The sequence below is a fragment of the Vibrio sp. 3-2(1) genome, assembly GCF_963887575.1.
Classification (GTDB): domain Bacteria; phylum Pseudomonadota; class Gammaproteobacteria; order Enterobacterales; family Vibrionaceae; genus Vibrio; species Vibrio anguillarum.
In genome coordinates this window covers 216,270-241,877 of record NZ_CAWPGB010000011.1, presented here as the reverse complement: position 1 = coordinate 241,877, position 25,608 = coordinate 216,270, and the positions used below count along the sequence as shown (strand labels likewise).

The following is a 25,608-nucleotide window of genomic DNA, read 5'->3' as shown; positions in this document are numbered from 1 at the left end:
AAGCTGCGGGCGGCAACTTCAAGTTAGTAGGCATCATTAGGTGTTAAGCAGTTTGAGGCGTGCGAGTGAATGGTTTTTTTAGCCAGTAGTCGAGGCTGACGTAGCGGCCACCACCATAAATGAAAAGAACCATCAGCATCACAAAGTAAGTAGCCGCAAATTCCATTCCGTTATTGAGCATCACAGGGTCGCCAAGTTCTGTGATGTAGTTGTAGCGGCCCGGAAAATTGACCGCCACCCATTCAATAAAACCGTTTAAGCGCACCGTCGCTTTCATACTGCTGGTGGCAATCGCGTCCCAGCCATGTTTCCAGTGCACCATTGCGCTCGCCACACTCATCATGAGAATCATAGGGATAGCCATAATGCGAGTAAAAAGACCAAGTGCGATGCATATACAGCCGAGAACTTCTGTCGCGGCGGCTAAAAATGCCAGCAGTTCTGGAAAAGGTAGATTTAAACCACCATCGGCGGTTGAGGCGCCAAACCAAGCAACGGTTCCAGCGAAACCAACCACTTTGGAATGAGCGCCGACAAAAATCACCGGCACGAGAAAAAGTCGAATCGCAAGTAGTACTATAAAATCGAATTTTTTAAATTTTTCGATCACGCTATCGTACCAATTGAGGGCTGAGTGAATCATAGAGTTTCTCCTAATAAATACAGGCTGATGAGTCCTTGTTGCTGAAACGTTTGAACCCACGCCAAAAAATGGAAGTTGGATAGGTGTTGAGCTATCTGTTGTTCTAGTTGCGTTAGTGACTGCGCTGGGGCGTTTTGAATCATCTGAATTAGGGCGATATCCACTTCTCTGAGTTTTTGTGATACCACCTGATGCGATGCATGACGAAATACCCCATAACAGACAGTTTTCTGTTCTTGAATCAAAAAAGTGACCGATTCTGGATGGACAAGAAAAGGCACTTCGACCAGTTTTAACGTTGGGTTAAGCTGTATGCAAAACGCCTCCGGTTGAGCTTCAACATCATCCCACCACACGTTGAGATTCGGCACATGAGCGCTATCCATTTCAGCGTTGAAAACGATCCATTCATATTCAAGCAGTGCGATTTGCTCAGCACTGAGGTTAACACTGGCGTTATGGTTATTTTGCTGTTGGATAAACTGAACAAATTCAGTCGCAATCTGATGGAACTCAGGCTCCATAGCGCCATGTATTACCAACCATTCGTCCGTCAAAATGTAGAGTGTTTCCTCGTTAAGTTGAGCGTAAAACAGAGGAAAAGTGTGCTTAATGACAGAGTAGATATTCGCTCGAATGAACTCTCGATAACGGCAGGGCGGTTCGCCTTGCGCGACAGGAGAGCGGATCACGCAGGTCAGTGCGTGCATTGACATACTCATGTTCATTGGTGGTTTAAGCATGGCTACGCTCCACATCGATAACTAATGATGGCGCTGGCTGCATGATGTCATGATGGATAGTGCGCAACTCTTCAGTCAAAACCACCAGAGGAGGCACATGATGATCACGTTCAAGCAGCAAAGGACGGCTACCTTGTTGAGCGTAAGCATAACGAGCCAAGTCAATCACCTCTTGCTGTACTGGTTTGCCATGGGTATCGAGCAAGAAATCTTCGCGCTCTTTCAAGTGACCTGCGATGTGGTAATAGCAGATCGCTTCGCTCGGTAAAGTGGCCAGCATGTCAAACGGGCAGTAACTGTGGTTACAACTATTCACGTACACATTGTTGATATCAATCAGCAGTTGGCAGCCGCTGCGCTCGACTATCTCAGCAATAAATTCGCCTTCGGGGATCTCCTTGCCGTAACTGTGGTAGTAGGAGATGTTTTCCAGCACCAAAGGGCGTTGCACAATATCTTGAACGCAGTGAATGCGATCGACCAAGTAAGCAATGCTCTCTTTATAGCGCGGGATAGGCAGCAGTTCATACAAGTACCCTTGGGCATCACGCGAAAAGCTCAAATGCTCACTGTAAATGTCGATGTTAAATTCATCTAAAAATGCCGCTACCTTTTTCACAAACGCTTTGTTCAGTGGCTGACAATCGCCAATCGACAAACTCAGCCCATGTGCAACCAGAGGATAGTGCTTTGCTATCTGCTGTAACTGCTCGCGTTTAAGTCCGCCCATGTTCATCCAGTTCTCCGGAGCAAGCTCAAGGAAATCGATGTCGGGATGGTCAGGCAACTGGCATAGCAAATCGATGTGTTCGCTACGCAAGCCGATGCCTTTTGAAGTGCGATCTATTGCCCGCATACACCACCAGTGATTTTGCTGTTGGTTAGAGTAATGGTTTCAGCGGAAGGTGCGATTCCCTCTGCGGTTAAGCCACATTTACCATCTCTGGCGCGTACTAAACGTCCTTGCGGATCGCTTTTTAAATCCTGCTTTTCAAAACGTTTTTCAGTACCACATTTGCCAGCCGCGCATTTGCCACCATTTTGAGAGGTGGGTTGCGCACTCACTGGTGCTTCCGTTGACGTTTCTGCAACGCTCATTGCAGGATGAAGAGCAATGGCCGAAGTCATCGCAATAGACAAAACAATTTTACAATTCATGGGTTATCTCCTTCACGGAACTCATTGGGTAGCTTGAGAGATCACGGGCGGCAATAACTTCGCCGTGATAAAACTGTTTGATGATCTTGGTGGACTCTGATTTATGTTTAAGGCCGACTCCCATCCAGTGGTTGAGCACGAGCAGTTTAGGATTGATTTTGGCTGCAATTTCGCCAATCACTGAAGGTTTAGCGTGCATAAATGCGGAAACTTCATCGGCTGACTCATGAACAGCCATCGGCATGACTAAAATGTCAGCGCCTTGAGCAAAATCGAGAAATGCTGGGTTACTGCCGTTTTGATCGGCAGAAATGACAATAACGCCCTGATCACTTTCAATACGATAAGCCAAACATGGCACGTCCCCATGAGGAATACCGAGTGCGTAAATGGTTAAACCGTCTTGTTGATACACTTTAGTTGGTGTCGTGGTTTGGTAAGAAACATCAGTGATGGTGACTGGGAACAAACCATCGCTGCCATCATACAAACCGTTCAAATAAGCATAAGCGCCATCTTTGCTATTAAAGAGTGCGTCCATATAGCCCGATAGGCTAGGGAAGGCTGAGCCCGCTTGCGGCCCAGCAATATCCAGCGGATCTTGACGGTTAAAGAAGTAGCCACCTTTAAGTAGCGCGGGCAGGTCGGCGACGTGGTCGGTGTGGAAATGGGTAATGCCTAGAAAATCCAAATCTTCCAGTTTAGAGCCGGATTGGCCAAAGCGCAGATACGCACCGCCGCCAGCATCAATCATGATTTTAGATTTGCCTTTCCACCAAATCACTTCCGCTGAAGAAGAGCGCAGATCATCGGAAATTGGCCCTCCCGATCCTAAAACTTGTAAAGTGAACTCTTTGTCGAGCGGCTCTAACGAGTTTGCGTAAGCACCGATGGCACCGCACGACAAACTGATTGCGAGCACCAGTGCCTTAAGTGGTTGTTTCATGCTGACTACCTTTTGATTGTCTTTTTTATGATATGTGGATACCTAGGGCGAAAAGAGACTTGCGATAAAAGTGCAAGCTTTTTGATTCTCGTCAAGGTGTAGGTGAAAGATATGATTTAGGAGGATGTTTGGTCAATCTTGATTTTTTTACCTTGTGGTTAAGGTAAATTGAACAGTGTGGTGTGATGCAATAATAAGCCTGTTAGATTCTAGGTTTGCACCGTATAGCTAGAACCAATTAATACAATAAAAAAATAACAAATGTTCTATTTAGAACGGCATCACTCCAGTGTTCAGTGATATTTAACCCACGTTTACTTTTAAGTGATGTTATTTTTGGGTGGTTTTGAATAGGGTAAAGCTATTATTTTTTACAAATACCTATGATGTCAGTAATGTTTATGATGAAGATGAAGCCAAGCTATTACGTGATTCCTATGCTTATTGCATTTAATGTCCATGCGGCTGACAGTCAGTGTGATGTGATTTCCAGCCAGTTACACGATGTGAGCAATGGCTCTGAAGCGGTTGAACATTCTGGCGGGTACAGCGTTCGTGACAATCCGCCTATTCGCTGCGCCGAGGTCGTGTTTAAGACCAAACAGAGTTACGACAAAGTGGTTGCTTGGATGAATGATGATTTCACGGCGATTTATGTCGATGGTTCAGAAGCAACGTCCAATATGGTTCGATTTCGAGAGGATGATGTAAAAGCTGGCTACGTGAAAATGAAGGTAAATCAACCAATTACCGCTTATGTCTGTTTTGGTCAATCGAGCGTTCCGATCAGTCAAATAGAGTGCGATATAAAATAGATTGCTTAGCAATGTTAAGTGCCATCTCCTTAAATGGGGGAGCAAATGATAGTCAGGCCTTATCCTGACAAAGCCATACATTTCGATACCCAATCCTTTTCTCATTCAACGTACAATCGCCGCACTTAATTATTGAAAAGGGTTGTTGTAACGATGTCAGCAAAATTTGTACTCTCACCCATTATGGGTTTGATGGTTTGTTTGGGTATGCATACACCAACAGTATTGGCTGAGTCAGTCGCTTGGGATCAAGCTGGTCAGCAATGGCAGACTCAACAATCGCAACATTTTATCGTGCACTTTCGCAGTGAATTGGCCCAGTACGCGGCGCGTTCGTTAGATATTGCCGAGAAAGTGCATCAAGACCTTGCCAGTCAATTCTCAAAGATGCCAGCTGAAAAAACGCACCTAACGTTGGTGGATGACTACGACTATTCCAACGGTTGGGCAACGCCGCTGCCTTATGCTCAAATTCGCTTGATCTTAAATCCCCCCAGCGATGTCAATGGATTGGAAGGCAATGATGAATGGTTGCACATGCTCATCCGCCATGAGTACACTCACATTGTTCATATGGAATTAAATGAGCGTGCGGTCACCGGAGCTCGACGTATTTTTGGCCGTCACACACTGCTTTTCCCGCATGCAATGACACCCTCGATGCTGTTAGAAGGGTTAGCGGTTTACATGGAAAGCCAAAATGAACAAGGTTATGGACGTTTGCACAATAGCCATTTTGCGATGCAAATGCGCATGGAAGTGGCGAGCGGACAACTGGCTGATCTCAACCAAATCGTGGTAGCGAATAAACGTTTACCGCTTGGCAGTAATTACCTCTACGGCGCGTATTTTATTGATTATTTAGCCAAAACGTATGGCGAAGACGCACTCCAACATTTTTTAAGCGATTACAGTGGCTACCTAATTCCGGGCGTTTTCTTAAACCGAAGCGCTCAACGTGCTTTTGGTAAAGATTTTTTTGCGCTTTGGCAAGAGTTCCGTGCCGATCTAATCACGCAGTTTTCAGATCAAATTGTGCAAAGTAAGGAACAGCCTTCGGAGGCTCAATCTCTCGATAGCCAGCCGTTTGAATATCTATTAGCCAATGGTGGATCAGAGCAATTACTGGCTTGGCGTCGTGATGGGGTTGATCGAGCAAATTTAGCGATGTGGGATAGTAAGCAAAATCAATGGCAGCGTTTATTGACTACAAAAAGCTTAACTAGCCTCGATGTTCATCCCCAGCAAGGTATCGTCGTGTCACAAGTGAATAGTTATCTTGACGGACGAGTGTTGAATGATCTTTATCGCTACGTTGATGGGCAGTGGCAACGTTTAACCGAGCAACAGCGCTTTACCCAAGTACGTTGGAGCCGAGATGGGCAAAGTGTTTTCGCTACCCGTCATGAACAAGGGTTGCCTGAATTATGGCAGGTGACGCTGGATGGACAGCAAACTCGCTTATGGCAAGGCACATATGGTTGGGTCATTGGTGATATGGCGCTGTCTCCGACAGGTGACATTTATGCTTCCGTGAAGCAGCCGTCTAGCGCGTGGAATATCATGCGTTTTGTCGCCAAAGAGCAGCGCTGGTTGGCTGTGACTGAAACATCATTAACTGAGCATCAATTGAGTTTTACCCAAGAGGGAGAGCTGCTGTTCAGCGCCGATTACACGGGGCGTTATCAGATCTACCGAATGGACTTAACCAGTCTGCAGCTAGAGCAATTGACCAATGAAATTGGTGGTGCTTTTTCTCCGCAATGGAATCAATCGCAAGGGCTTATCTACCAAGCTTATGAGCATGATGGTTACCATTTGCGCCACATTCCGGCGGTGACGGCTTTCAATGAGGCTCCGCTGTCTTCCTTTGCCAAGGTGACATCCGCTGCTTCGACGCCGATATCTCAGGTCGAAAAAAGTGACACTACCGACTACTCACCGTTGTCGACTTTAACGCCACGTTATTGGGTTCCCGTTTGGCAAGGGGATGATAACCAATCGTTACTTGGTTTCTCGACCAGTGGTTCAGATGTGTTAGGGCGACATCAATATGAAATCCAAGCGGCTTGGGATACAAAAAATGCGTTGGCGACGTACCAATTGGGATATCAATATGACAACCGTTGGCAAGCGACGCTCAGCCGAGAGCATGAGTTTAAGTTAAACCCATTGACCAATAAAGACGATCGCATTGTCCGTCAAGATGACTTAACGTTACAACGTAATTATTTATGGCCTGGCCTCGATGATAACTTAATGTTTGGTATCGGAACTTATTGGCAGAAAGAGTCACTGATCAAAGCGCCTCAAGGTACGCGCTATACTCAAGCCAGTGATGAGTGGCTAGTAGGGGCTGCGCTGCAATGGGATAACCGTGAAGGCTTATTGAATGTTCCCGGCTATGCGTGGGGTCATTACGCTGATTTGGTATGGGAGTCCAATGTTGGCGGTGATTACTCTGGACAAAAATGGCAGGCGCAGTGGCAAGCACATTGGGACCTCCCGGGGAGCTTCAACCTTACCACTCATCTTGCGGCAGGTTATGCGGACTCAAAAGCCAAACCGTTTGAGCTGGGCAGCTACGAAGGTGACAGCGCGCAGCTCTATGGCCGCCAGCAGATAGCGTTGCGTGGCTACAGCTCTGCGGCTCAAGTAGGGCAAGCTTACGCGACACAAAGTGTTGAACTAAGCCGCTTATTGTATCGCGCTGAACGAAACTGGAATTTGTGGCCAATTGGCTTGGGGGATATTTCAGGTTCTGTATTTGTCGACTCAGGATCAAGCTGGAACGATAACCAAAGCTACCAAGCCCTGACGGGGGTTGGTGCTGAAGTGCAGATCGATACCATCGTACTTTATGGCGGCACGTTACCAGTACGGATTGGTTACGCTCATGGATTAGACAGTAAATTAGGCAAAGATGAAGTGTATATCAAGCTAACGGCTCAGTTTTAACCGTTTGTTGAGGAGGAAAGGGTCGCATCAAATGCGACCCTTTTTGCGCTGTAAGCCGAAGCAAGGCTTACTGCTTACTCAAACCTAACGCTTGTTATGGGGCACGGTTATTTTTTGTCATAATTCTTCCGTAATTTGATACATCTTTTTCCTCGGTCTTACAGCTGATGATTGGTACAACTCATTGGCTGCGCTGTTCTGGATTTTCATTCCCCTCAATCGACGAGGAGCCTTAGTGACTTTAAGTAAGAAAATCCTCAGGCAGTGAACTTAATTAGGTCGATCAACGTAATTAACAATTAAGTAAATTGTTGTTATTTGATTGCCTAGTCTTTTTTGATTGAGGAAAGAGTGATGTTAGAGACCCTCATGTTGTCGCGGATCCAGTTTGCCGCCAATATCAGTTTTCATATTTTATTTCCAACCATTACGATTGCGCTTGCATGGGTGATGGTGTTTTTTAAGTGGCGTTTTGTACGAACGCAAGCTCAGTTGTGGTTGGACTTATATTATTTCTGGGTCAAGATATTTGCCCTGACTTTTGCGCTCGGTGTTGTTTCTGGTATCACGATGAGTTTTCAATTTGGGACTAACTGGCCAGGATTTATGGAGAGAGTCGGTAACGTCGCTGGGCCATTGTTAGGCTACGAAGTGATGACGGCTTTCTTTATGGAGGCGACCTTCCTTGGCGTGATGCTTTTTGGGCGTGGAAGAGTACCTGAATGGGTGCATACCTTAGCAACCGTGCTGGTGGCGATAGGCACATCACTCTCTGCTTTTTGGATTTTAGTTTTAAATAGTTGGATGCATACACCTGCTGGTTATGAAGTGATTGAAGGCATTGTTCATGTCACCAGTTGGAAGGAGGTTATTTTTAATCCTTCTATGCCGTATCGGCTTGTACATATGTTGCTGGCTTCTTTACTCACCGCAAGTTTTGTCATTGCAGGGATCTCTGCTTACCAATTTTTGCGTAATGCGCAACTGGAAGCAGCGAAAGTGGGCCTTAAAGTCGGCATTATTCTCGCGGCCATTGCTATACCAATACAAATTTTTGTTGGCGATTTACACGGCTTAAATACGTTAAAACACCAACCCGCTAAAATTGCTGCGATGGAAGGGGTGTGGGACACGGAGCAAGGAGCATCGTTACTCTTATTCGCTTGGCCGGATGAAGCCACACGTAGCAATCACTTTGAACTCGGCATTCCTAAATTAGCCAGCTTAATACTCACGCATGACCTCGACGGTGAAATTGTGGGTTTAAATCAATTTGCACCGGATCATCCCCCGGTTAAGCCACTGTTCTTCGGCTTTCGAATTATGGTCGGAATTGGCGTGCTGATGCTGCTAGTGAGTTGGTTTGGTGCATGGCGTTTAATTCGTAAAAAAACCTTACCCAAGTTCTATCTTTATACCGTTGTCGCGATGACGTTTTCAGGATGGGTAGCCACATTAGCAGGGTGGTATGTTACTGAAATTGGCCGTCAACCATGGCTTGTTAGTGGTGTATTGCGTACTTCTGATGCAGTTACTGCGATTGGAAGTGGTTCTGTTGTGCTGTCATTAGCCATGTATTTAACCATTTATGCCGTATTGCTAGTTGCTTATATCCATACACTGTTTTATTTAGCAAGGCAGTTCTCCACAGGCATAACGATTCAACCGATTGACGAGCAAAAGGCACCATTATGATCTCTTATCTACCGGAAATTTATCTTTTATTGCTTGGTTTTAGCGTTTTCATGTATGCGGTACTTGATGGTTATGATTTGGGTGTCGGTATTTTATTACCCCAAAATAATGAGCAACAGCGCGATAGAATGATCGCCTCCATTGGTCCTTTCTGGGATGCCAATGAAACATGGCTAGTGCTAGGCGTTGGTATTTTATTGATTGCGTTTCCAAGTGCACATAGCTTGATTTTGACAGAGCTGTATTTGCCCACCGCACTGATGCTGATCGCATTGATTATGCGTGGTGTAGCGTTTGATTTTCGTGCAAAAGCGAAAGCGGATCATAAAGACCACTGGGACTTGTGTTTTAAAACCGGTTCTTTACTTGCCGCATTAACCCAAGGTTACATGATTGGACGGTATGTGATGAGCTTTGAGGAATCGATGCAGGCTTATGGCTTTGCACTACTCAGTTCGCTGTGCGTGACGGCTGCTTATGTTTATATCGGTGGTGCTTGGTTGGTGTTAAAGACCGAGGGCGCGTTACAAATTCGGGCGGCGCGCTGGTCACGCCGTGCGGGCTGGTTGGCCGCGCTGGGCATTTTTTCAGTCAGTATTGTTAACCCGTTATTTAATCCACTGGTCGCGGAACGTTGGTTTAGTTTCCCTGAAATGCTGTTATTAGCTCCTGTTCCGCTGGTGGTGTTAGTTACGATTTTTATGGTTGATCGCTATTTAAAAAGACTGCCTGTAGTGAATGATATGGGAGTTCAATGGCCATTTTTTGGCGTGATGCTAATTTTTGCATTAAGCTTTCTTGGATTAGCCTATAGCTTTTTCCCTGATGTCGTCCCCGGGATAATGACGGCTCAAGAATCAGCCGCCTCTACGGCTAGCTTATTGGTAGTGGGCATTGGTGTCGTGATTGTGATGCCGATGATCTTGCTGTACACCTTTGTGGTTTACCGAATCTTTAAAGGTAAAGCGACAGATTTAAGCTATAAATAGCAAGAGAATGGATACTATAACGGCCTCAAAAGAGGCCGTTATTTTTAAACCCACGATATGAGGTTAGACTTGGAAGCGACGTACCGTATTTTGTAGCATTGCTGCCAACTGGCTAAGTTCGACGCACGCTTGAGCAGCGCTGGAAGAACCTTGTGCAACTTGCTTAGCTGATTCACTAATGCGTTCGATATTGCGACTGAGCTCCTCGCTAACCGAATCTTGCTCTCCGCACGCACTGGCGATTTGGATGGTCATATCAGCAATATGCGCGCTTTGATTACTTATGTGGTCAATCGCGATTTGAGTCTGGCCACTTTGCTCAACACATTGCCCCATAAGTACACTGCTTTGTGACGTCGCTTCACGAGCCCGCACTGCGCATGTTTGTAGGCTTTGGATTATATTGACGATGTCACCCGTCGATTGCTGGGTTTTGCCGGCTAAAGCACGAACTTCATCAGCAACAACAGCAAAACCACGCCCTTGTTCACCAGCACGAGCCGCTTCAATTGCTGCGTTCAGAGCCAGTAAGTTGGTTTGGTCGGCGATGTTGCTTATCACGTCAACGACAACGTTAATTTGCTGCGCTTGCTGCTCAAGCTCTAATACGCGTTGTTCTGCTTGATCAATTTCTTGAGTCACAAGAGAGATAGCATTCGCGACGGAATCCATCTGTTTTGATCCAAGGATAGATTGTTGGTTACTTTCACGAGCGGCGTCAGAAGCGATTTCTGTGCTTCGTGCCACTTCTGCAACCGTTGATTTCATTTGCGTCATGGCCGTAGCAATGTGCATCACCTCGACCTGTTGCTCTTGCATGCCCTGTGATGTCTGTTCAGAGACGGCGCTAACTTCATCGACAGCATGAGATAGTTGAGTCGCTCCGGCGATGATCTCTTCCACCATTGAGCGTAAATTCTCTTGCATACTTGAACACGCATCGGCCAATTCACCTAGCTCATCTTGCCCAATATGCTGACGTGCTAATCGATGGCTTAAATTACCTCCAGCAATGGCGTTCGCTTGCTGTACAACCAACTGTAATGGCTGGCAGATTAAGCGAGAAAGTAATAGTGTAATGAACACCATAAATGCTATCAGCGCAACGATGCTGCCTGTGGAAAATGAGGTGATAGCTTGAATAAGCGTCATCAGTTCAGAGCGATTTTTGGCAACAAAGGTTTGGTTTAAATTGAGAAGATCGTCAATCGCACTCTCTAGGCGTTCAAATGTAACCAAAGAGGCTGAAATATCCCCTTGAGCTTTTACGATATTTTGATTGAGGATATCGTCATTAAAAGAGCCAAGCGCAGTCAAGTAGTCACGCCAGAGGTTTTTAACTGGCTTAAAAATCGAACGCTCGTGATCGGTCCAAACCGCACGCTCATAGGTGGCTAGTGCACTATCAATTGCTTGATAGTGTTCCTGCATCCAACGAATATCCTCCGTAATTTCGGCTTGATCGGTTGCGGAAAGTAAACTGATTTGAGCACGTCGCACAGAAGCCATATTGTATTTGACGTTATTGACCATCATCATTGATGGGAGTGTGTCATCTGTTAGATTGAGCAGGTCATCTTGTATTTCGTTCAATGAACGATATAGGTAATAACCGAAGGCGATGTTGACTAACGCGATAATAGTAAAGGCAAGCGCAATTTTTTTGCGAATGGCTAAATCTTTTAAAAAAGACATGGTAATAAGTGACCTCGGAGTAAAACAACGGAGTTATACCTGTCCCACTTGCAGCATTGCTGTATTGATCACGTTCATTGACGCCAATTCCACCATTTTATTGATGTTTTTTCGGCCTCACTTACTGGTCATCTACAGCATCCTAAGTGGCTTGGGTATCGGGTCACGTCCATATGAAAATAGAGAGATATCCATAAAGTTGTGCATCGTATCACAATTGAAACTTGACTCCTATGGTGTTTTTGAGATTTTTGTGAGTGAGATATTGGGTGTGAAGAGCTTAGAATAACGCTCAAGACGGTTATTTTAAGCTCTGTTAAGGTCACAATTCTTTACATCTCAACCACCTAGTTTATAGTGATTTCCATTTTGAATTGGGTGCTAATTGGGTAACGAAAGGGATGGTTGTACTGTTCACTTGGTACTTTTGGCGTTAAGGTAAACGGAAAAAGGTATTTGAATCATGAAATTAAAAACACGTTTACAGCTACTGTCTGCGATCGAACATAAAACTGAAATTCCGATGCTGCTATTATCGGTAGTGTATGTGATCGTCGCTTTACTACCAGATATTGCACCTTTACAACCCGGAGAGCTTGATTTTCTGGAGCATCTGCTTTGGATTATTTGGGCATTGTTTGCAACAGAATTACTCATTAAAGTGTTGCTGAGCCCCAATCCTATCCGTTATATGATTAAGAATTGGCCTGACGTGTTGATTGTGGCCATGCCATTCCTACGTCCGCTCCGTTTTTTACGCATTTTACTGATCTTGCCAAGAGCATGGCGTCAAACAAAGGCGGTACTGAGACAAAAAACGCTCAGCTTTATTGGGCTAACCAGCTTATCGACAGTGCTTCTTTCTGCGGCTTTTGTCTATTTGGTCGAAAAGGGCACGGATAGCCCAATCAATGATTTTTCTGATGCGATTTGGTGGGCAATGACCACGATTACTACTGTTGGTTACGGCGATATGTATCCAATCACTCCATTTGGGCGTGGTGTTGCCGTGTTTCTGATGTTGACGGGTATTACACTTTTCGGTTTATTGACCGCGAGTGTCGCCTCATTTTTCATTGAAGAAGATGGGCAATCAGCAGAGCATAATAGTGCACATCACACGAAACAGCTTAATAAAGTGTTAAAACAACTTTCTGTTCAACAACCTGTTCGCAAGCGTTTTCATTTAGCTCGCTACCGTGCTCAGTTGGCCTCTCGTCATAAGAAATAACCACTGAAGTTCTAGTTATCATCGTATTGGAATGCCAGAGATTGATCTAGGTGGTTTTAAGCAGAGTGATAAACTCACTGAGCGGCATAGGTTTATAAAAGAAATAGCCTTGTAAATAGTCAATTTCTCTTTCGTTCAAAAAATCAATTTGATCTTGGGTTTCCACACCTTCGGCGATGGTTTTTAACCCAAGTCGCTTAGCCAAATCGACTAAGTTTTCAACAATATGGCTAGAGATCGCATCACTACCGATCATGGTAATAAAGCTTCTGTCGATTTTTAAAATGTCAAACTTGAACTCTTGCAAATAGTTCAAACTAGAATGACCCGTACCAAAATCATCAATTGCCAGCAACACACCTATTTTATCCAATGACTGGAAGAGCTTTTTTGCTTCATCACTATCAATAACCAACTCTCTCTCAGTGAGCTCTAGCGTTAAAATATGTTTACGATTGTTGAAGGTTTCAATGAAATGTTTGCAATCATCAAACAAATTGGAAGCTACGCAGTGCTTGGCTGAAATATTAAATCCAATACTGAAATGCTCTGGAAATTGTGACTGATGTAATGAAAGTTCATGCTCTACTTGGGACATTAACTGAGTCGTAATAGGAATGATTAGCCCAGATTCCTCCGCTAAGGGAATAAAAAGATCGGGCCTCACTAATCCATGAACAGGATGTTGCCAACGGGCAAGCACTTCGATATGGCAGAGCTGGCCACTACCATCAACAATTGGTTGTACATACGGAATGAACTCGTTGGATTGAATAGCGCGTTTCACTTCTCCTTGCATTGACGAAGCTTGGCCGAGTTTCCAATAAGCAAAGCCGCCTAAACCAATACTCATAAGAAGAACTAACATCGTGCTGGTTTGTTTGGTGTTTTTAAAATAAAGCCAATAGTCGTCCAATGTCAGCTTAGCTGAAAAGGTATAAGGGTATTGAGAGGATATGAGGCTCAGTGTTGTTTGAACCTGCTGATTCGATACCCTCCCTTCACTATTTAATTTATGTTCACCAACTCCAAAATAGAGAATTCCATAATCTTTTAACAGAGTAATAGTGTTGGTTAGATAGTAGCCATTGACCCCCGTTATTACCGAACCTTTGGGGTATTGCCGATGAAAAGTGAGCACGGGCATTAATGGGGTTAGCCGATTACCATCGGATAAATAGAGTTCATGTGCCGTATAATGCTGAGTGCGGTAAAAAGTTTCGCCGTGTAATGAATTACAATAAACGTTTGAATCTTTTGCCAAGTTTAATGTGCGTATATCGGGTGTGGTGGCAACAAGCTCTCGTAAATATGGAAATACCTCTTTGCATTCCATCTGTAGGTAATATGACGCACGTTCGTTAGCGACTTCAGCATTTCGAATGACCCGATTAAACTGAATTTCACCTACTTTGAGTTTATCTTTAATATAATTGTTCAAATCAGTTTGTGTTTGCCAAGCGATAATTGGACTAGCAATAATAATAGGCAGCAAGCAATATAAAAAGCTAACTACCCATCGTTTAGATCGTTCATGTTTTACTAATCTTTGCATTAAGTCTGGTGGTTGTTTGCGTGTTGATGCCATAAGTGTAGCAAATAGATTTAGAAAACCATTAGTTTATATTGATTTCCATCCCAAAATTGTCTCTAGTTATTTTGTTTTTCTATCAATTGCGTCTTACGGCAGCATTATCATTTAGCCAATCCATCGATCAAGCATGTGCTTATCTGGTAGCGCTGTCATTGCCCCTTTTTGAGTGGTGGCTAATGCTCCGCAGCCATTAGCCCATTGCACTGCGTTTATGATATTACCCTTAGTAAACCACTCTTTATGTAATGACAACTGGCACAGCAATCCACCGACAAAAGCATCTCCGGCACCTGTTGTATCGATAGGTTTTACGGCTTTTCCCGTAATCATTGTTTGCATCTCTGCGGTGATCACCAGCGCTCCTTTTGCACCTTGAGTAATGACAATCAGCGGAATGTTCAATTCTTTCACTGAGATTAATCCCTGCTCAAGGCTAGGGCGCTGCGTGAGCAAGAGCAGTTCGTCATCGGAAAACTTAACCACATCCGCCATTGCCACCACGCTCATCACCACTGGGATCATCTCTTCGGAGTTAGGCCAAACCTCTTCTCGTAGATTGGGATCAAAACTGACAAATCCACCGTTGGTTTTGATGCGTTTAATCGCTTCAATGGTAGTGCTGCGACTCGGTTCACTGGCCAGTGCAATGGAGCAACAATGCAGCCATTCGCCCGCTAAAAAGGTGGGAATGTCTGAACATTGGACAAATTGATCCGCGCTCGGTTTCACCATAAAGGTAAAACTGCGTTCGCCGTGCGAGTCTAAATCGACCACGACGGTTGATGTTCTTTGTTGATCATCCAACTGCAAATATCGGGTGTCCACTTTCTCTTCGGTTAATGTGGATTGCATAAAGCGCCCCATAGGGTCATTACCCACACGGCCAAAAAAGGCGCTCTTACCCCCCAATCTTGCGATGGCAACAGCCACATTCGCCGGAGCACCGCCCGGACATTTGAGATAGTGTGTTTCACCATCAGGAATTAAGTCGACGACCGCGTCGCCTGTCACCCAAACTCGATTCATTTTTTCTTCCAATATCCGTGTTATTCGCTGAAGAAATAAGCCCACTCACATCGAGCGGGCTTAGGAGCATAACAGCCTTGGGGGTTACGCTGTTGCTTGTTTATCAAGCTTTGCGCGCTCTTTGGCACCCAAAACAAGTGTTAAGGTAAAGGCAATGACAAAAGAAATCAGCATGCCAATGATGTAGTAGCTGATTTTCTCTGGGTTAATGGAAATCACTCCTGGAAGCCCAGCCGCGCCTAACGCTTGTGCTTTGACATTAAACAAGGTGATGAATGCACTGGCACAAGCTGAACCGATGATCGCAGCAATAAATGGGTAGCGAAGTTTCAGGTTTACACCGAACATTGCGGGTTCGGTAATGCCCAGAAGGGCGGTCACACCGGATGGAATCGCAATGCCTTTTAATTTGATATCTTTGGTGTTCATACCAACCGCTAAAGCTGCTGCACCTTGTGCGACGTTTGACATGGCCGCAATAGGAAAAATAAACGTACCGCCAGTAATGGCGATGTCAGCCAATAGTTGTGTTTCGATAGCAATAAAGCTGTGGTGCATGCCAGTAATCACAAACGGTGCGTAGATAAAGCCAAACAGTGCACCACCAATGAAGCCAGCAGAATCGTATAGCCAGTTCAGCCCATCACCCAATAGAAAGCCGATATCGCGAGTAATCGGACCTACCAGAGTGAAGGTTAAAAAGCCTGCAATGAAAATCGAGAGCATAGGCGTCAGTAAATTATCCAGTACAGAAGGGATAATTTTGCGCAGGCCATTTTCGATTTTTGCAAGAATAAAGGCGGAGACTAAAACGGGTAAGACAGAGCCCTGATAGCCGACTTTCTGGATCTCAAAACCAAAAATATTCCAAGTAGGGATGGTGCCTGCGACGGACGCGCCGCCAAATCCCCAACCATTAAGCAGGTCTGGGTGAACCATCAACATACCTAATGCAGCGCCAAGAAATGGGTTGCCGCCGAATTTTTTTGAAGCAGAAAATGCCAACAAAACAGGAAGATAAACAAAAGGGGCGTTAGCGAAGGTGTTGATCATGCTGGCAAGATCAGCCAAGCCCGGGTTGGCATCAATCAGTGACTGCCCTTCGATAAAAAGCCCAGTAGCTGTCAGTACATTGAACAGCCCCATCAATAAACCGCCAGCGACGATGGCCGGGATAATAGGGACAAAAATGTCCGACAACCCTTTAACGGCGCGCTGAACTAGGTTCTGCTTTTGTGCACCCGCGCTTGCAACATCATTGGTTGACATTTCAGCAAGTCCGGTCAGCTTGGCCATTTCCGCATAAACTTGGTTCACGATACCGGAGCCAAAAATAATTTGATATTGGCCAGCGACTTTGAATTGTCCTTTGACACCTTCAAGTGAATCAATGGCTTGTTCATCAACCAATGCGTCATCTTTTAGCGCTAATCTTAAACGTGTTGCACAGTGAGCAAGGGCTTGGATATTTTCTCTGCCACCTAATTGCTCTAATAATTGTTTTGCTATGACTGGATAGTTCATAACCCACCCCGGTTGTTGTTTGGTATCCAGATGACTTGATCTCTTTAAGATAAGCATGGTGGATAAAGTTAAAATAAGTATTTTTGGGAACGTTTGCAAAATGGATTTTTGATGAATAATTCAAAGTAGTCAAAAGCCAACCATTGATTCTGTGAATTAGATCAGTAAAAGAGAGATCGATAATTCTACAAACAGCGTTAGAATCACACTATTCGATCGTTTGCCGCGCTGAGTTTTGCAAACAATCCCAAAACAGAATAAGTAAGGTTATGTATGTCGAGTTTGCACGATGTCGCTAAGCTGGCCGGAGTTTCTAAATCGACGGTTTCACGCGTTGTAAATGATGAGTATGGTGTTAAAGAGTCTACAAAAATCAAAGTGTTAAAGGCAATTTCCGAATGCGGCTATATGGTCAACCAAGTCGCTAAAGATCTCAAATCACAAAAAACCAATTTAATTGGAGTCATCGTTCCGCGAGTCTCTTCGCATGCGACAGCACAAGGCGTTGATGGTTTAAGTGCCATATTTGAACAAGCGGGCAAACACGTGTTGCTTGCCAATACGCATCAAGATCACGCTAAAGAATTGGAATATATTCAAATATTTAATCAAAAGAGGGTCGAAGGCATTGTACTTTACGCCACACACCTTGATATGCCATTAGTGAAAGCAATCCAACAATCTAATGTCCCGGTGGTATTGGTTGGGCAAGATGGCTCACTGCACGATATCCCAAGTATTGTTCATGATGATCTTCGCGTTGGATTCGAAGCGGGTAAACGGTTGATAGCAAAAGGTTGTCAACACATTGGTTTTATTGGTGTTCAGAGCGATGACGTAGCGGTGGATTGCTTGCGTTCTCAAGGGTTAGAGCAAGCACTGGGTATCAACAATTTAACCCTGTTGTTTCATGTGCGTGGTGATTTTTCGATTGAATCTGGTTACTTACAAGCTAAAACATTAATCACGCAATACCCACAATTAGATGGTCTTTTTTGCGCAACCGATAGAATTGCGGTTGGAGCGGTGAAAGCACTACAAGAGTCTGGAGTTCAGGTTGGATCGCAAATAAAAGTATTAGGAGTTGGCAATGATGAGCTCGCATTTGTCAGTAACCCAAGCTTATCAACATTCAACTATGCCTTTGATAAAGCAGGTGAAAATGCAGCCAAGATGTTGCTTGAACGTATTGCTGGTCGTGGGCAGGAGATGAGTAAAGTCGTGTTAACATTCCAAAATATCGAACGTGAAACCGGCTAAGACTGAAGGTACTTGCTGAGGGGAAGCCCGCATAATTGAGGGCAATATTTCACCAATGCTTGCAAGCTGGCTTATTTTTTTATATTTTGCAATCGTTCCCAGAAATTGAGTGTAAGTCATGTCATTAGAAACAGTGCCAGTAGAAAAAATGTCATTTGAAGAGATGGTGAGATTAGTTGGAGGCCCGGCCAATATTCAGCGAGTACTCGCACCAAGAGGCGAAATCGTTATTGCGCTGCGAGATCCAGCTTTAGTCAATGTTTTGTCGAGCTATATGCGATTGCGAGAAGTGCTTGGTGAGTGGCAGCTTTCATTTTTGATTCAACAAGATAGCATCAATGAATATGCCGATGAACTGATCAATAATTTAGGTCGAATGATTGACTCTCAGCTGCGGCTTAATGCGTACGCCTATTCCTCGCCAAACGATTGTCCCTTTCGTCCAACGTGGCATATTTCTCCGCCGCAAGGGTTGCTCAATGATCCAAACGGTTTCATTTATCACCAAGGAAAATATCATCTTTTTTATCAGTGGTATCCTTATGGGTGTGAGCACAAGGATAAATATTGGGTACAACTGACGAGTACTGATCTTATTCACTGGCAATGGCAAGGTATTGCACTGACTCCATCAGATTGGTATGACAGTCACGGAGTTTTTTCTGGTCATGCTTTAAGTCACAACGATGAGTTGATGCTTTTCTATACTGGCAATGTTCGGTTAGGTGAACAGCGATTGCGTCAAACAACGCAGTGTTTAGCCGTGTCGCAAGATGGTCTCCGTTTTGAAAAACGTGGCCCAGTGATCCGTAATTTGCCAACGGGTGTCACGGAACACATTCGCGACCCTAAAATAGTGCGCCACCGAGGAAAATGGCTCATGTTGCTTGGCGCGCAAACAACGCAGTTGCAAGGTCGGCTGGCGATTTACCATTCATATGATCTTAAAGAGTGGCATTTCGATGGTCTATTTGGTGAAGAAATCGCACCGCTAGGTTACATGTGGGAATGTCCCGATCTGTTTGAAATCGCAGGCCAAAGTTATTTTGTTTTTGGCCCTCAAGGGATTATTTCAGATAACGTGAACCACACCGTTGTCCATCAAAATCGTATTGCAAAAGTATTATGGGATGAAAATGATCATCCTCACTTTTGTCATCTGCAGCCACTGGATCACGGCTTTGATTTTTATGCCCCTCAAACCATGCAAACGGCAGACGGGCGGCGCGTCTTGTGTGCATGGATGGGGCTGCCTGACGAAGTTAATCATCCTAGCTGTGACAACGGCTGGTTGCATCAACTTACGGCACTGCGTGAGTTGAGTGTTGAGAATGATCAACTTATTCAAAGGCCTATAAGAGAACTAGAGCAGTTATGTCACCAGCCGGTAAGTTTGGAGTTAAGCGATAAATGCACCATTCTCAACACCAAAAGTTTTGAAATGTGCATCACTTTACCGTGGGGGGCAAGCTTACGTTTGTTTGAAAAAGATGAGCAATACGTTGAACTGAGTTTGGATGCCCAGCAAAAAGTATTACGTTTTGATCGTTCCCATACTTTGATACGTCAAGGTGATGTGATTCGTGAATTGGCCTTAGAGTGTGAACAGGTTGAGCTGCAGATTCTCGCGGATAATTCTTCATTAGAAGTGTTCATCAACGGCGGAAAAGCAGTGATGAGTGCAAGAGTGTTTACCGAACAAAAGGCGACAGGGGTATCACTATTAAATGCGTTGGTTACGGCCAAATACTCTCCTATCCAGCCCGTCAGCGCTTCTTCATTCGCTACTCAATTCTAAATTAAGCCGAAAGTAAACTTTCGGCTTAAAAAATAATAGCCTTTTTCTTTCTTGGTCTATCCTTAAGTAAAAGATAAGTGAGATCAACATGATCGGTATGAGTTCAGACAATAGCAGAGATGATATTGACCTCTCTTCTGGTCTGCATTGTCCTATTCATTAAACACAAGAGTCAGATGGTTATCATGCGGTGCGATGAAGTCAACGCACAGTGCTTAACTCATACCATTGATTAAGGCGAAATGAAGTATGTGGAAAAGTGTCAAAGTGATCTTTGTTACCCAAGTTGTTCTGGCAGTGTCCATTGTGTTGGGCATTTCTAGTTACATTGATTACCAGTCAAAGAAAGCGGAGCTACAGCATAGCCTAGATACATCAATCTTGAATGCAAAAGAGCGTTTGAGCTACAGCCTACCTAAAGCAATTTGGGATTTTGATTTACATGCCGCTAAACTCACTATTTCAGCAGAGTTAAATAACCCAGACATACAAGCGGTTAGAGTGAAAGATGCGGGTGGTACACCGCTTCTTTTCCTGAGTACATCACCCGACTCTCAAGATGTGAAAGAGATGGAACCCAATGAGGGGAAACAATACGAATCCATGCTCTCTTCGGTGCAAAAGCTCACCTTTGTTGAGTATGAAAAGGAAAATGAAGTTGGTCAGGTAGAGCTTTTCTATAACACAGATAGGCTAGAAAAAACCTTGTTACAAAGTCTGCAATATAGCCTGATTGAGTTGCTGATTTTAGATAGCGTAATGATTGTATTCTTAATTTTGGCGTTAACGAAAACCGTCCTTCGCCCGCTCAACGATTTAACAGAGCGAGTGGCCGATCTTGCAACCGGTGAAGGGGATTTAAGTCGTATCATTCCAGAACCCAAATATAGAGAGTTTTCACAGATCATCCGCAGTATTAATCATTTTACGGAGTCGCTAAGGGAGATAGTTGTACAAGTAACGAATGCTTCTGTGCAGTTAAAAGACACTGCAGAGATGAGTGGTCAGGTTGCCATGAGAAATGCGCAGCAAATTGATCAACAAAAACACAGTTTATCGACCGTCGCTGCCGCTTCCACACAGATGAGTCAGTCGGTGGCAACAGTGGCTGAAACCGCTAATGACGCCGCAAGGCAAGCAAGTGAGGCTTCTCAACTGGTCGATAATGTTTACCACTCAATAGAACGCTCTGCCGCCGAGATTGTAAACATGCGTTCCGAAATGGGTTCGGTAAACGCGGAAATGCATAAGCTACTTGATGAAGGGCGGAAAATATCAACGGTGGTCGGGGTGATTAATGACATTTCCGAGCAAACCAACTTGCTGGCACTGAACGCTGCTATTGAAGCGGCACGCGCAGGTGAGCATGGCCGTGGTTTTGCAGTCGTGGCTGATGAAGTACGCAACCTTTCGACCAAAACCAGCCAATCCACCGAACAGATCCAAACCAATATTCGCTCACTTAGCAATGCAACAGAATCGGTTGAGCAAGAAATTATTCGCATCTCTAATTTGTTAGAAAGCACCGCTAAGCGAGTATCAGAGTCACAACATTCTGTTGAGCAGGTGAAAAATACTATCTCTGAAATTTCTGAAAGAAATGGCGAGATTTCGCATGCTACAGAAGAGCAGAAACAAGCCATTGATGAAGTCAGTCAGGCGATTGTTGAAGCATCAGAGGCCACTAATGAGCTGTCGAGTAGTGGTCAAGATAATGCTCAGAGAACGAAAGAAGTTCTTCAACTGAGCTCAAACATTAAAACTCATATGCGTAAGTTCAAAACATAAGTTCCACCTTCAAGGAGAAGAAAGTATGAAGCGTCTGTTGATCTTTATTTTCAGTATGATGATGGCCTTACCGAGTAGCTTTGCTGCTACTATTACGGCTGCGCAAGATCCATGGCCACCGTTTATTTCACCGGATAAAAGCATGCCGGGGCTATCGGTAGAAATCGCTGTTGCGGCTATGAAAACACAGGGCTATGACGTCAATTTTCAAATCATGCCTTGGTCACGAGCATTAGATGAGGTGAGTAAAGGCAGAATTGATCTGTTGCCTGCAACTTGGTATACGCAGGAGAGAACGGCTTATTTACTTTACAGTGATTCATATTTAGAGAATGAACTGAGCTTTATTAAAAGAGCAGGCGATGCTTTCGAATTTTCAGGTTTAAATAGTTTGAGTGGCAAACAAGTTGGCATCGTTAGGGGCTATGGTTATGGGGATGACTTTTTATCCGCCACTAATTTCAACAAACCAGACGCTAATGATCTCACGACTAACTTGAAGAAACTGCAAGCCAAACGAATCGATCTTACCCTTGAAGATAAGTTGGTTGCGTTATCGACCATGAAAGAGGCGGGCTTAAATAGCAGTGATTTTCAGTTTACCACTGCATCTTTGTCTAAAAATCCTTTACATGTTACCTCAGGTAAAGCAAACCCTAATGCGCAGAAATATATTGATGCGTATAACAAAGGGTTAGCCACGATTAAAGCTGACGGAACATTTGATGCCATTTTAGCGAAATACGGTATTCAGTGATTTTTTTAAAAAAAAGGCCGCAGTTTTAACGCTGCGGCCTTTTTCTATTCCAATAGGATTTGAATTCTTTGAAGTAAGCATTGGGGTAAATATTAGCGCTTTGAACCCCGCTGCTCAGCTTTACGTGCTAATTTTTGCGCACGCTTTTGCTCGATCAGTGATGCGGTATCGCCGCCAATGTGTGCTTCGCCACGCTGTTTTGCGAGCTGAACTTGTTTTTCTCGCTCACGGAAACGGGCCAGTTGTTCCGCAGAATGAGTACCGAAGCAGGATGGGCAACTGACGCCTTGCTCGTAGACTTCGCTCTGTTTGTCTTCATCGGTAATCGGCAAACGGCAAGCGTTACATACATCGTAGTGACTCTCTTTTAAAGCGTGCCCTACAGCCACTCTGCCATCAAACACATAGCAGTCACCTTGCCATAAGCTCTCTTCTTGCGGCACTTCTTCTAAGTATTTCAAAATGCCACCTTCGAGATGGTACACCTCATCGAACCCTTGCTCTTTTAAATAAGCCGTGGATTTTTCACAGCGAATCCCACCAGTACAAAACATCGCGACTTTTTTGTGTTTCTCTGGTGCGAGGTTCTTCTTCACATAATCAGGAAACTCACGAAAGGTTTCAGTGTGTGGGTTAAGCGCATTTTTGAAGGTGCCAATTTGGATTTCATAATCATTACGGGTATCGACAACCAGCACATCAGGGTCTGAAATTAGCGCATTCCAGTTTTCTGGTTTCACGTAAGTGCCCACAACGTGACGAGGGTCAATGCCTTCAACGCCCATAGTGACAATCTCTTTTTTTAGCTTCACTTTGGTACGGTTAAATGGCTGCTCTGAGGCTTGTGATTCTTTGTAAACCGTGCCTTTCAAATTCGGTTCAGCATCAAGCCAAGCCAGTAGCACATCTATCCCTTTGCGTGTTGATGCCACTGTGCCGTTAATTCCTTCACTGGCTAATAATAGCGTGCCACGAATTTGGTTTTCCTCCATTAGTTCAAGAAGCGGTGCTTGCAGCTCTTGGTAGTGATTGAGTTCAACAAACTTATAGAGTGCACAGACGACGTACTGACTCATGGGGTACCTTTTAAAAAACGATATGAAGAATTGGGGCGCATTATAGCGAAGGGACGCGCCCACAAATACGGACAATTATTAAGGACAATATTAGATGGGGTAGACCATTGGGAAATCCATGGTTGGATGCGCGGCGACAAGTGACGAGTAGCCATACACCTGCTCAATTCTTTCTGCATTGAGCGCTTCCCAAGGTGGGGCATCGCAAACCAGTTTGCCATTGTGCAGCATCACCATACGATCTGCATATTGAGCCGCAAGGTTGAGATCGTGCAGCACGACGACAACAGCGCATTGCTCTTGGCGTGCTAATGAACGTGCAATGCGCAGTGTATTGTGCTGGTGAGCCAGATCTAACGCTGACGTTGGTTCATCCAGCATCAGGATTTTTTTGTCACCGGAGTGGTGAAGTTGAGTTAATACCCGCGCCAGATGTAAACGTTGTTTTTCACCACCCGATAAAGCCGGGTAGAGATTGTTCGCTCTATCGCTGATATCGGTTTGTTGCATGTAGTGTAGCGCCACTTCACTGACTTGTTGATGGCTTAAATTTAATGGCAGTGCGCCTAATTCCACCACTTCTTGAGCGATAAAAGGAAAGCTCAACGTACTTTGCTGCGGAAGAATGGCCAAGTGCTTTGCTAACTCATTCGGTTGCCACAGTGCTTGCGGAACACCGAAGTAAGCCATTTTGCCTGTTGATGAGATTTCACCGCTGAGTATTTTCAACAAGGTACTTTTTCCAGCACCATTGGGGCCAAGTAACGCTGTGACTTGACCTGAAAAAATCTCAATATCAATCTTATCCAAAATGGTTCGATGGCCAAATTTAACCGATATATTACTGGCTTGGATCGCTGCCGTTGTACTCAAAATACTTTGCCTTTTTGTTGAAACAGAAGATAAAGGAAGAAAGGTGCACCCACCAGCGCAGTCACAATCCCGACAGGCAGCTCCGCAGGTGCTACTGCTATACGGGCAAACATATCGGCGACAGTGAGTAAGAGTGCACCAAGTAAAGCCGAAATGGGGATCAAACTACGGTGATCGGGGCCAACCAGCATCCGGCCTAGATGAGGGATGACCAACCCGATAAAACTAATCATGCCCACCGCGCTGACGGTCACTCCAACGCCGAGTGCGCTGAGTAAAATCATTGAACGTTTAAGCCGTTGCACAGAAATGCCTAGATGACGCGCTTCAGACTCGCCAAGTAATAGTGCGTTGAGCGCCATCGCTTGACGGGAGAAACAGACGAGCAGCAGCAGTAAGGTCACGGCGCACAAGAGAATATTTTGCCAGTTTGCACCCGCCAGTGATCCCATTGACCACAATGAGAGATCGCGTAGCATTTGATCGTCTGCAACATAATTCAAATAGCCAATACCCGCCCCCGATAGCGCGCTGATGGCGACGCCTGCGAGTAGCATGATGGTGACGGAAGTGCCAAATTTACTGGTGCCTAATCGGTAAACCAACAAAGTAGTCAATGCACCGCCTAAAAAGGCAAAAATAGGTATCACCGCAGCACTCATCCACGGGTTGGAAAACAGCGCTAAATTGGCGAATAGCACAATCGCAAGTGCGGCTCCGAGGGCTGAACCTGCCGAAACACCGATAATGCCGGGCTCAGCTAATGGATTACGAAACAAGCCTTGCATCACCGTTCCGCACAGCGCCAAAATTGCGCCGACCAACAAGCAGAGCAGGGTTCGCGGAAAGCGTATCTCGTGGATGACTAAATTGATATGCGCGGCAATGTCATTGGAGTGCAGCACGAGACTTTTTATGCTGTCACTGAAGCTGATATTCATTGGACCAACGGTGACAGAATAAAGGCTCACTAAGATTACCAAAACTAACAGCGTTGCATTCACCACATTTTTTGAGAGATGACGTAACAAAATAAGTT

At 44.8% G+C, this 25,608-nt stretch carries 21 protein-coding genes; 9 read left to right on the top strand and 12 right to left on the bottom strand.

Annotated features, from left to right (window positions below):
* Positions 1-43: 43 nt before the first annotated feature.
* From AACQ79_RS03735 to AACQ79_RS03715, 5 genes are read right to left on the bottom strand one after another with little or no spacing between them, the layout of a single operon-like run.
* The gene (locus AACQ79_RS03735) at positions 44-643 is read right to left on the bottom strand and encodes an HvfX family Cu-binding RiPP maturation protein (protein WP_170898481.1); all 600 of its coding nucleotides are present in this window, start codon (positions 641-643) and stop codon (positions 44-46) included.
* The gene (locus AACQ79_RS03730) at positions 640-1,386 is read right to left on the bottom strand and encodes an HvfC family peptide modification chaperone (protein WP_017048643.1); all 747 of its coding nucleotides are present in this window, start codon (positions 1,384-1,386) and stop codon (positions 640-642) included. The genes AACQ79_RS03735 and AACQ79_RS03730 overlap by 4 nt, the downstream gene beginning before the upstream one ends.
* Complete coding sequence (locus tag AACQ79_RS03725; RefSeq protein ID WP_170898479.1) at positions 1,379-2,242, bottom strand: DUF692 domain-containing protein; 864 nt, start codon at positions 2,240-2,242, stop codon at positions 1,379-1,381. Before AACQ79_RS03725 ends, AACQ79_RS03730 begins: the two co-directional genes overlap by 8 nt.
* The gene (locus tag AACQ79_RS03720) at positions 2,230-2,544 is read right to left on the bottom strand and encodes a hypothetical protein (RefSeq protein WP_013856716.1); all 315 of its coding nucleotides are present in this window, start codon (positions 2,542-2,544) and stop codon (positions 2,230-2,232) included. The genes AACQ79_RS03725 and AACQ79_RS03720 overlap by 13 nt, the downstream gene beginning before the upstream one ends.
* The gene (locus AACQ79_RS03715; protein WP_170898477.1) at positions 2,534-3,490 is read right to left on the bottom strand and encodes an MBL fold metallo-hydrolase; all 957 of its coding nucleotides are present in this window, start codon (positions 3,488-3,490) and stop codon (positions 2,534-2,536) included. Before AACQ79_RS03715 ends, AACQ79_RS03720 begins: the two co-directional genes overlap by 11 nt.
* A 395-nt stretch (positions 3,491-3,885) precedes the next feature.
* Between AACQ79_RS03715 and AACQ79_RS03710 the strand changes: the two genes are divergently transcribed.
* The 4 genes from AACQ79_RS03710 to AACQ79_RS03695 all read left to right on the top strand — a co-directional run bounded on the left by AACQ79_RS03710 (position 3,886) and on the right by AACQ79_RS03695 (position 9,947).
* Positions 3,886-4,305: a hypothetical protein gene (locus AACQ79_RS03710; protein WP_017048641.1), complete on the top strand. Its 420-nt coding sequence runs from the start codon at positions 3,886-3,888 to the stop codon at positions 4,303-4,305.
* A gap of 153 nt (positions 4,306-4,458) precedes the next feature.
* Complete coding sequence (locus tag AACQ79_RS03705) at positions 4,459-7,263, top strand: BamA/TamA family outer membrane protein (RefSeq protein WP_170898475.1); 2,805 nt, start codon at positions 4,459-4,461, stop codon at positions 7,261-7,263.
* 354 nt (positions 7,264-7,617) lie between these two features.
* Positions 7,618-8,958 carry a cytochrome ubiquinol oxidase subunit I gene (locus tag AACQ79_RS03700; RefSeq protein WP_170898473.1) on the top strand — a complete coding sequence of 447 codons (1,341 nt, stop codon included), beginning with the start codon at positions 7,618-7,620 and terminating at the stop codon, positions 8,956-8,958.
* Positions 8,955-9,947, top strand: coding sequence for a cytochrome d ubiquinol oxidase subunit II (locus AACQ79_RS03695; RefSeq protein WP_170898471.1), 993 nt, complete (start codon positions 8,955-8,957; stop codon positions 9,945-9,947). The genes AACQ79_RS03700 and AACQ79_RS03695 overlap by 4 nt, the downstream gene beginning before the upstream one ends.
* Before the next feature lie 63 nt (positions 9,948-10,010).
* Here AACQ79_RS03695 and AACQ79_RS03690 read toward each other — a convergent pair whose 3' ends face one another.
* A complete protein-coding gene (locus tag AACQ79_RS03690; RefSeq protein WP_170898469.1) occupies positions 10,011-11,642 on the bottom strand; it encodes a methyl-accepting chemotaxis protein in 1,632 nt (543 codons plus the stop codon).
* 463 nt (positions 11,643-12,105) lie between these two features.
* On the opposite strand from AACQ79_RS03690, the gene AACQ79_RS03685 reads away from it, so the two are divergent.
* Positions 12,106-12,873 carry a potassium channel family protein gene (locus tag AACQ79_RS03685; RefSeq protein ID WP_170898467.1) on the top strand — a complete coding sequence of 256 codons (768 nt, stop codon included), beginning with the start codon at positions 12,106-12,108 and terminating at the stop codon, positions 12,871-12,873.
* Between the two features lie 46 nt (positions 12,874-12,919).
* On the opposite strand, the gene AACQ79_RS03680 is transcribed toward AACQ79_RS03685, so the two are convergent.
* The 3 genes from AACQ79_RS03680 to AACQ79_RS03670 all read right to left on the bottom strand — a co-directional run bounded on the left by AACQ79_RS03680 (position 12,920) and on the right by AACQ79_RS03670 (position 17,017).
* Positions 12,920-14,314: an EAL domain-containing protein gene (locus AACQ79_RS03680; RefSeq protein WP_240507705.1), complete on the bottom strand. Its 1,395-nt coding sequence runs from the start codon at positions 14,312-14,314 to the stop codon at positions 12,920-12,922.
* A 258-nt stretch (positions 14,315-14,572) separates the two neighbouring features.
* Positions 14,573-15,493 (bottom strand): aminoimidazole riboside kinase, encoded by a 921-nt coding sequence (locus tag AACQ79_RS03675; RefSeq protein ID WP_170898462.1) that lies wholly within the window; start codon positions 15,491-15,493, stop codon positions 14,573-14,575.
* 84 nt (positions 15,494-15,577) lie between these two features.
* Positions 15,578-17,017, bottom strand: a complete 1,440-nt coding sequence (locus AACQ79_RS03670) for a sucrose-specific PTS transporter subunit IIBC (RefSeq protein ID WP_094164526.1) — start codon at positions 17,015-17,017, stop codon at positions 15,578-15,580.
* A 273-nt stretch (positions 17,018-17,290) separates the two neighbouring features.
* Here AACQ79_RS03670 and AACQ79_RS03665 point away from each other — a divergent pair, with 273 nt between their 5' ends.
* From AACQ79_RS03665 to AACQ79_RS03650, 4 genes are all read left to right on the top strand, one after another.
* Positions 17,291-18,277, top strand: a complete 987-nt coding sequence (locus tag AACQ79_RS03665) for a LacI family DNA-binding transcriptional regulator (RefSeq protein ID WP_010319758.1) — start codon at positions 17,291-17,293, stop codon at positions 18,275-18,277.
* Between the two features lie 118 nt (positions 18,278-18,395).
* Complete coding sequence (locus AACQ79_RS03660; protein WP_170898460.1) at positions 18,396-20,075, top strand: glycoside hydrolase family 32 protein; 1,680 nt, start codon at positions 18,396-18,398, stop codon at positions 20,073-20,075.
* 249 nt (positions 20,076-20,324) lie between these two features.
* Positions 20,325-21,863 (top strand): methyl-accepting chemotaxis protein, encoded by a 1,539-nt coding sequence (locus tag AACQ79_RS03655; RefSeq protein WP_170898458.1) that lies wholly within the window; start codon positions 20,325-20,327, stop codon positions 21,861-21,863.
* Positions 21,864-21,888: 25 nt separating this feature from the next.
* A complete protein-coding gene (locus tag AACQ79_RS03650; protein ID WP_013856728.1) occupies positions 21,889-22,620 on the top strand; it encodes a transporter substrate-binding domain-containing protein in 732 nt (243 codons plus the stop codon).
* Between the two features lie 92 nt (positions 22,621-22,712).
* Here the strand turns inward: AACQ79_RS03650 and trhO are convergent, their stop codons facing one another.
* The 3 genes from trhO to AACQ79_RS03635 form a co-directional block, all read right to left on the bottom strand.
* The gene (gene trhO / locus AACQ79_RS03645) at positions 22,713-23,696 is read right to left on the bottom strand and encodes an oxygen-dependent tRNA uridine(34) hydroxylase TrhO (RefSeq protein ID WP_026027546.1); all 984 of its coding nucleotides are present in this window, start codon (positions 23,694-23,696) and stop codon (positions 22,713-22,715) included.
* Between the two features lie 90 nt (positions 23,697-23,786).
* Positions 23,787-24,569 (bottom strand): heme ABC transporter ATP-binding protein, encoded by a 783-nt coding sequence (locus AACQ79_RS03640; protein WP_010319753.1) that lies wholly within the window; start codon positions 24,567-24,569, stop codon positions 23,787-23,789.
* The gene (locus AACQ79_RS03635) at positions 24,566-25,600 is read right to left on the bottom strand and encodes a FecCD family ABC transporter permease (RefSeq protein WP_170898456.1); all 1,035 of its coding nucleotides are present in this window, start codon (positions 25,598-25,600) and stop codon (positions 24,566-24,568) included. The genes AACQ79_RS03640 and AACQ79_RS03635 overlap by 4 nt, the downstream gene beginning before the upstream one ends.
* Between the last annotated feature and the right edge of the window lie 8 nt (positions 25,601-25,608).

Excerpts from the sequence above, each read along its gene's own strand:
- AACQ79_RS03735 (WP_170898481.1), bottom strand. The coding sequence starts at position 643 with ATGATTCACTCAGCCCTCAATTGGTACGATAGCGTGATCGAAAAATTT.
- AACQ79_RS03730 (WP_017048643.1), bottom strand. The coding sequence starts at position 1,386 with ATGCTTAAACCACCAATGAACATGAGTATGTCAATGCACGCACTGACC.
- AACQ79_RS03725 (WP_170898479.1), bottom strand. The coding sequence starts at position 2,242 with ATGCGGGCAATAGATCGCACTTCAAAAGGCATCGGCTTGCGTAGCGAA.
- AACQ79_RS03720 (WP_013856716.1), bottom strand. The coding sequence starts at position 2,544 with ATGAATTGTAAAATTGTTTTGTCTATTGCGATGACTTCGGCCATTGCT.
- AACQ79_RS03715 (WP_170898477.1), bottom strand. The coding sequence starts at position 3,490 with ATGAAACAACCACTTAAGGCACTGGTGCTCGCAATCAGTTTGTCGTGC.
- AACQ79_RS03710 (WP_017048641.1), top strand. The coding sequence starts at position 3,886 with ATGTTTATGATGAAGATGAAGCCAAGCTATTACGTGATTCCTATGCTT.
- AACQ79_RS03705 (WP_170898475.1), top strand. The coding sequence starts at position 4,459 with ATGTCAGCAAAATTTGTACTCTCACCCATTATGGGTTTGATGGTTTGT.
- AACQ79_RS03700 (WP_170898473.1), top strand. The coding sequence starts at position 7,618 with ATGTTAGAGACCCTCATGTTGTCGCGGATCCAGTTTGCCGCCAATATC.
- AACQ79_RS03695 (WP_170898471.1), top strand. The coding sequence starts at position 8,955 with ATGATCTCTTATCTACCGGAAATTTATCTTTTATTGCTTGGTTTTAGC.
- AACQ79_RS03690 (WP_170898469.1), bottom strand. The coding sequence starts at position 11,642 with ATGTCTTTTTTAAAAGATTTAGCCATTCGCAAAAAAATTGCGCTTGCC.
- AACQ79_RS03685 (WP_170898467.1), top strand. The coding sequence starts at position 12,106 with ATGAAATTAAAAACACGTTTACAGCTACTGTCTGCGATCGAACATAAA.
- AACQ79_RS03675 (WP_170898462.1), bottom strand. The coding sequence starts at position 15,493 with ATGAATCGAGTTTGGGTGACAGGCGACGCGGTCGTCGACTTAATTCCT.
- AACQ79_RS03670 (WP_094164526.1), bottom strand. The coding sequence starts at position 17,017 with ATGAACTATCCAGTCATAGCAAAACAATTATTAGAGCAATTAGGTGGC.
- AACQ79_RS03665 (WP_010319758.1), top strand. The coding sequence starts at position 17,291 with ATGTCGAGTTTGCACGATGTCGCTAAGCTGGCCGGAGTTTCTAAATCG.
- AACQ79_RS03660 (WP_170898460.1), top strand. The coding sequence starts at position 18,396 with ATGTCATTAGAAACAGTGCCAGTAGAAAAAATGTCATTTGAAGAGATG.
- AACQ79_RS03655 (WP_170898458.1), top strand. The coding sequence starts at position 20,325 with ATGTGGAAAAGTGTCAAAGTGATCTTTGTTACCCAAGTTGTTCTGGCA.
- AACQ79_RS03650 (WP_013856728.1), top strand. The coding sequence starts at position 21,889 with ATGAAGCGTCTGTTGATCTTTATTTTCAGTATGATGATGGCCTTACCG.
- trhO (WP_026027546.1), bottom strand. The coding sequence starts at position 23,696 with ATGAGTCAGTACGTCGTCTGTGCACTCTATAAGTTTGTTGAACTCAAT.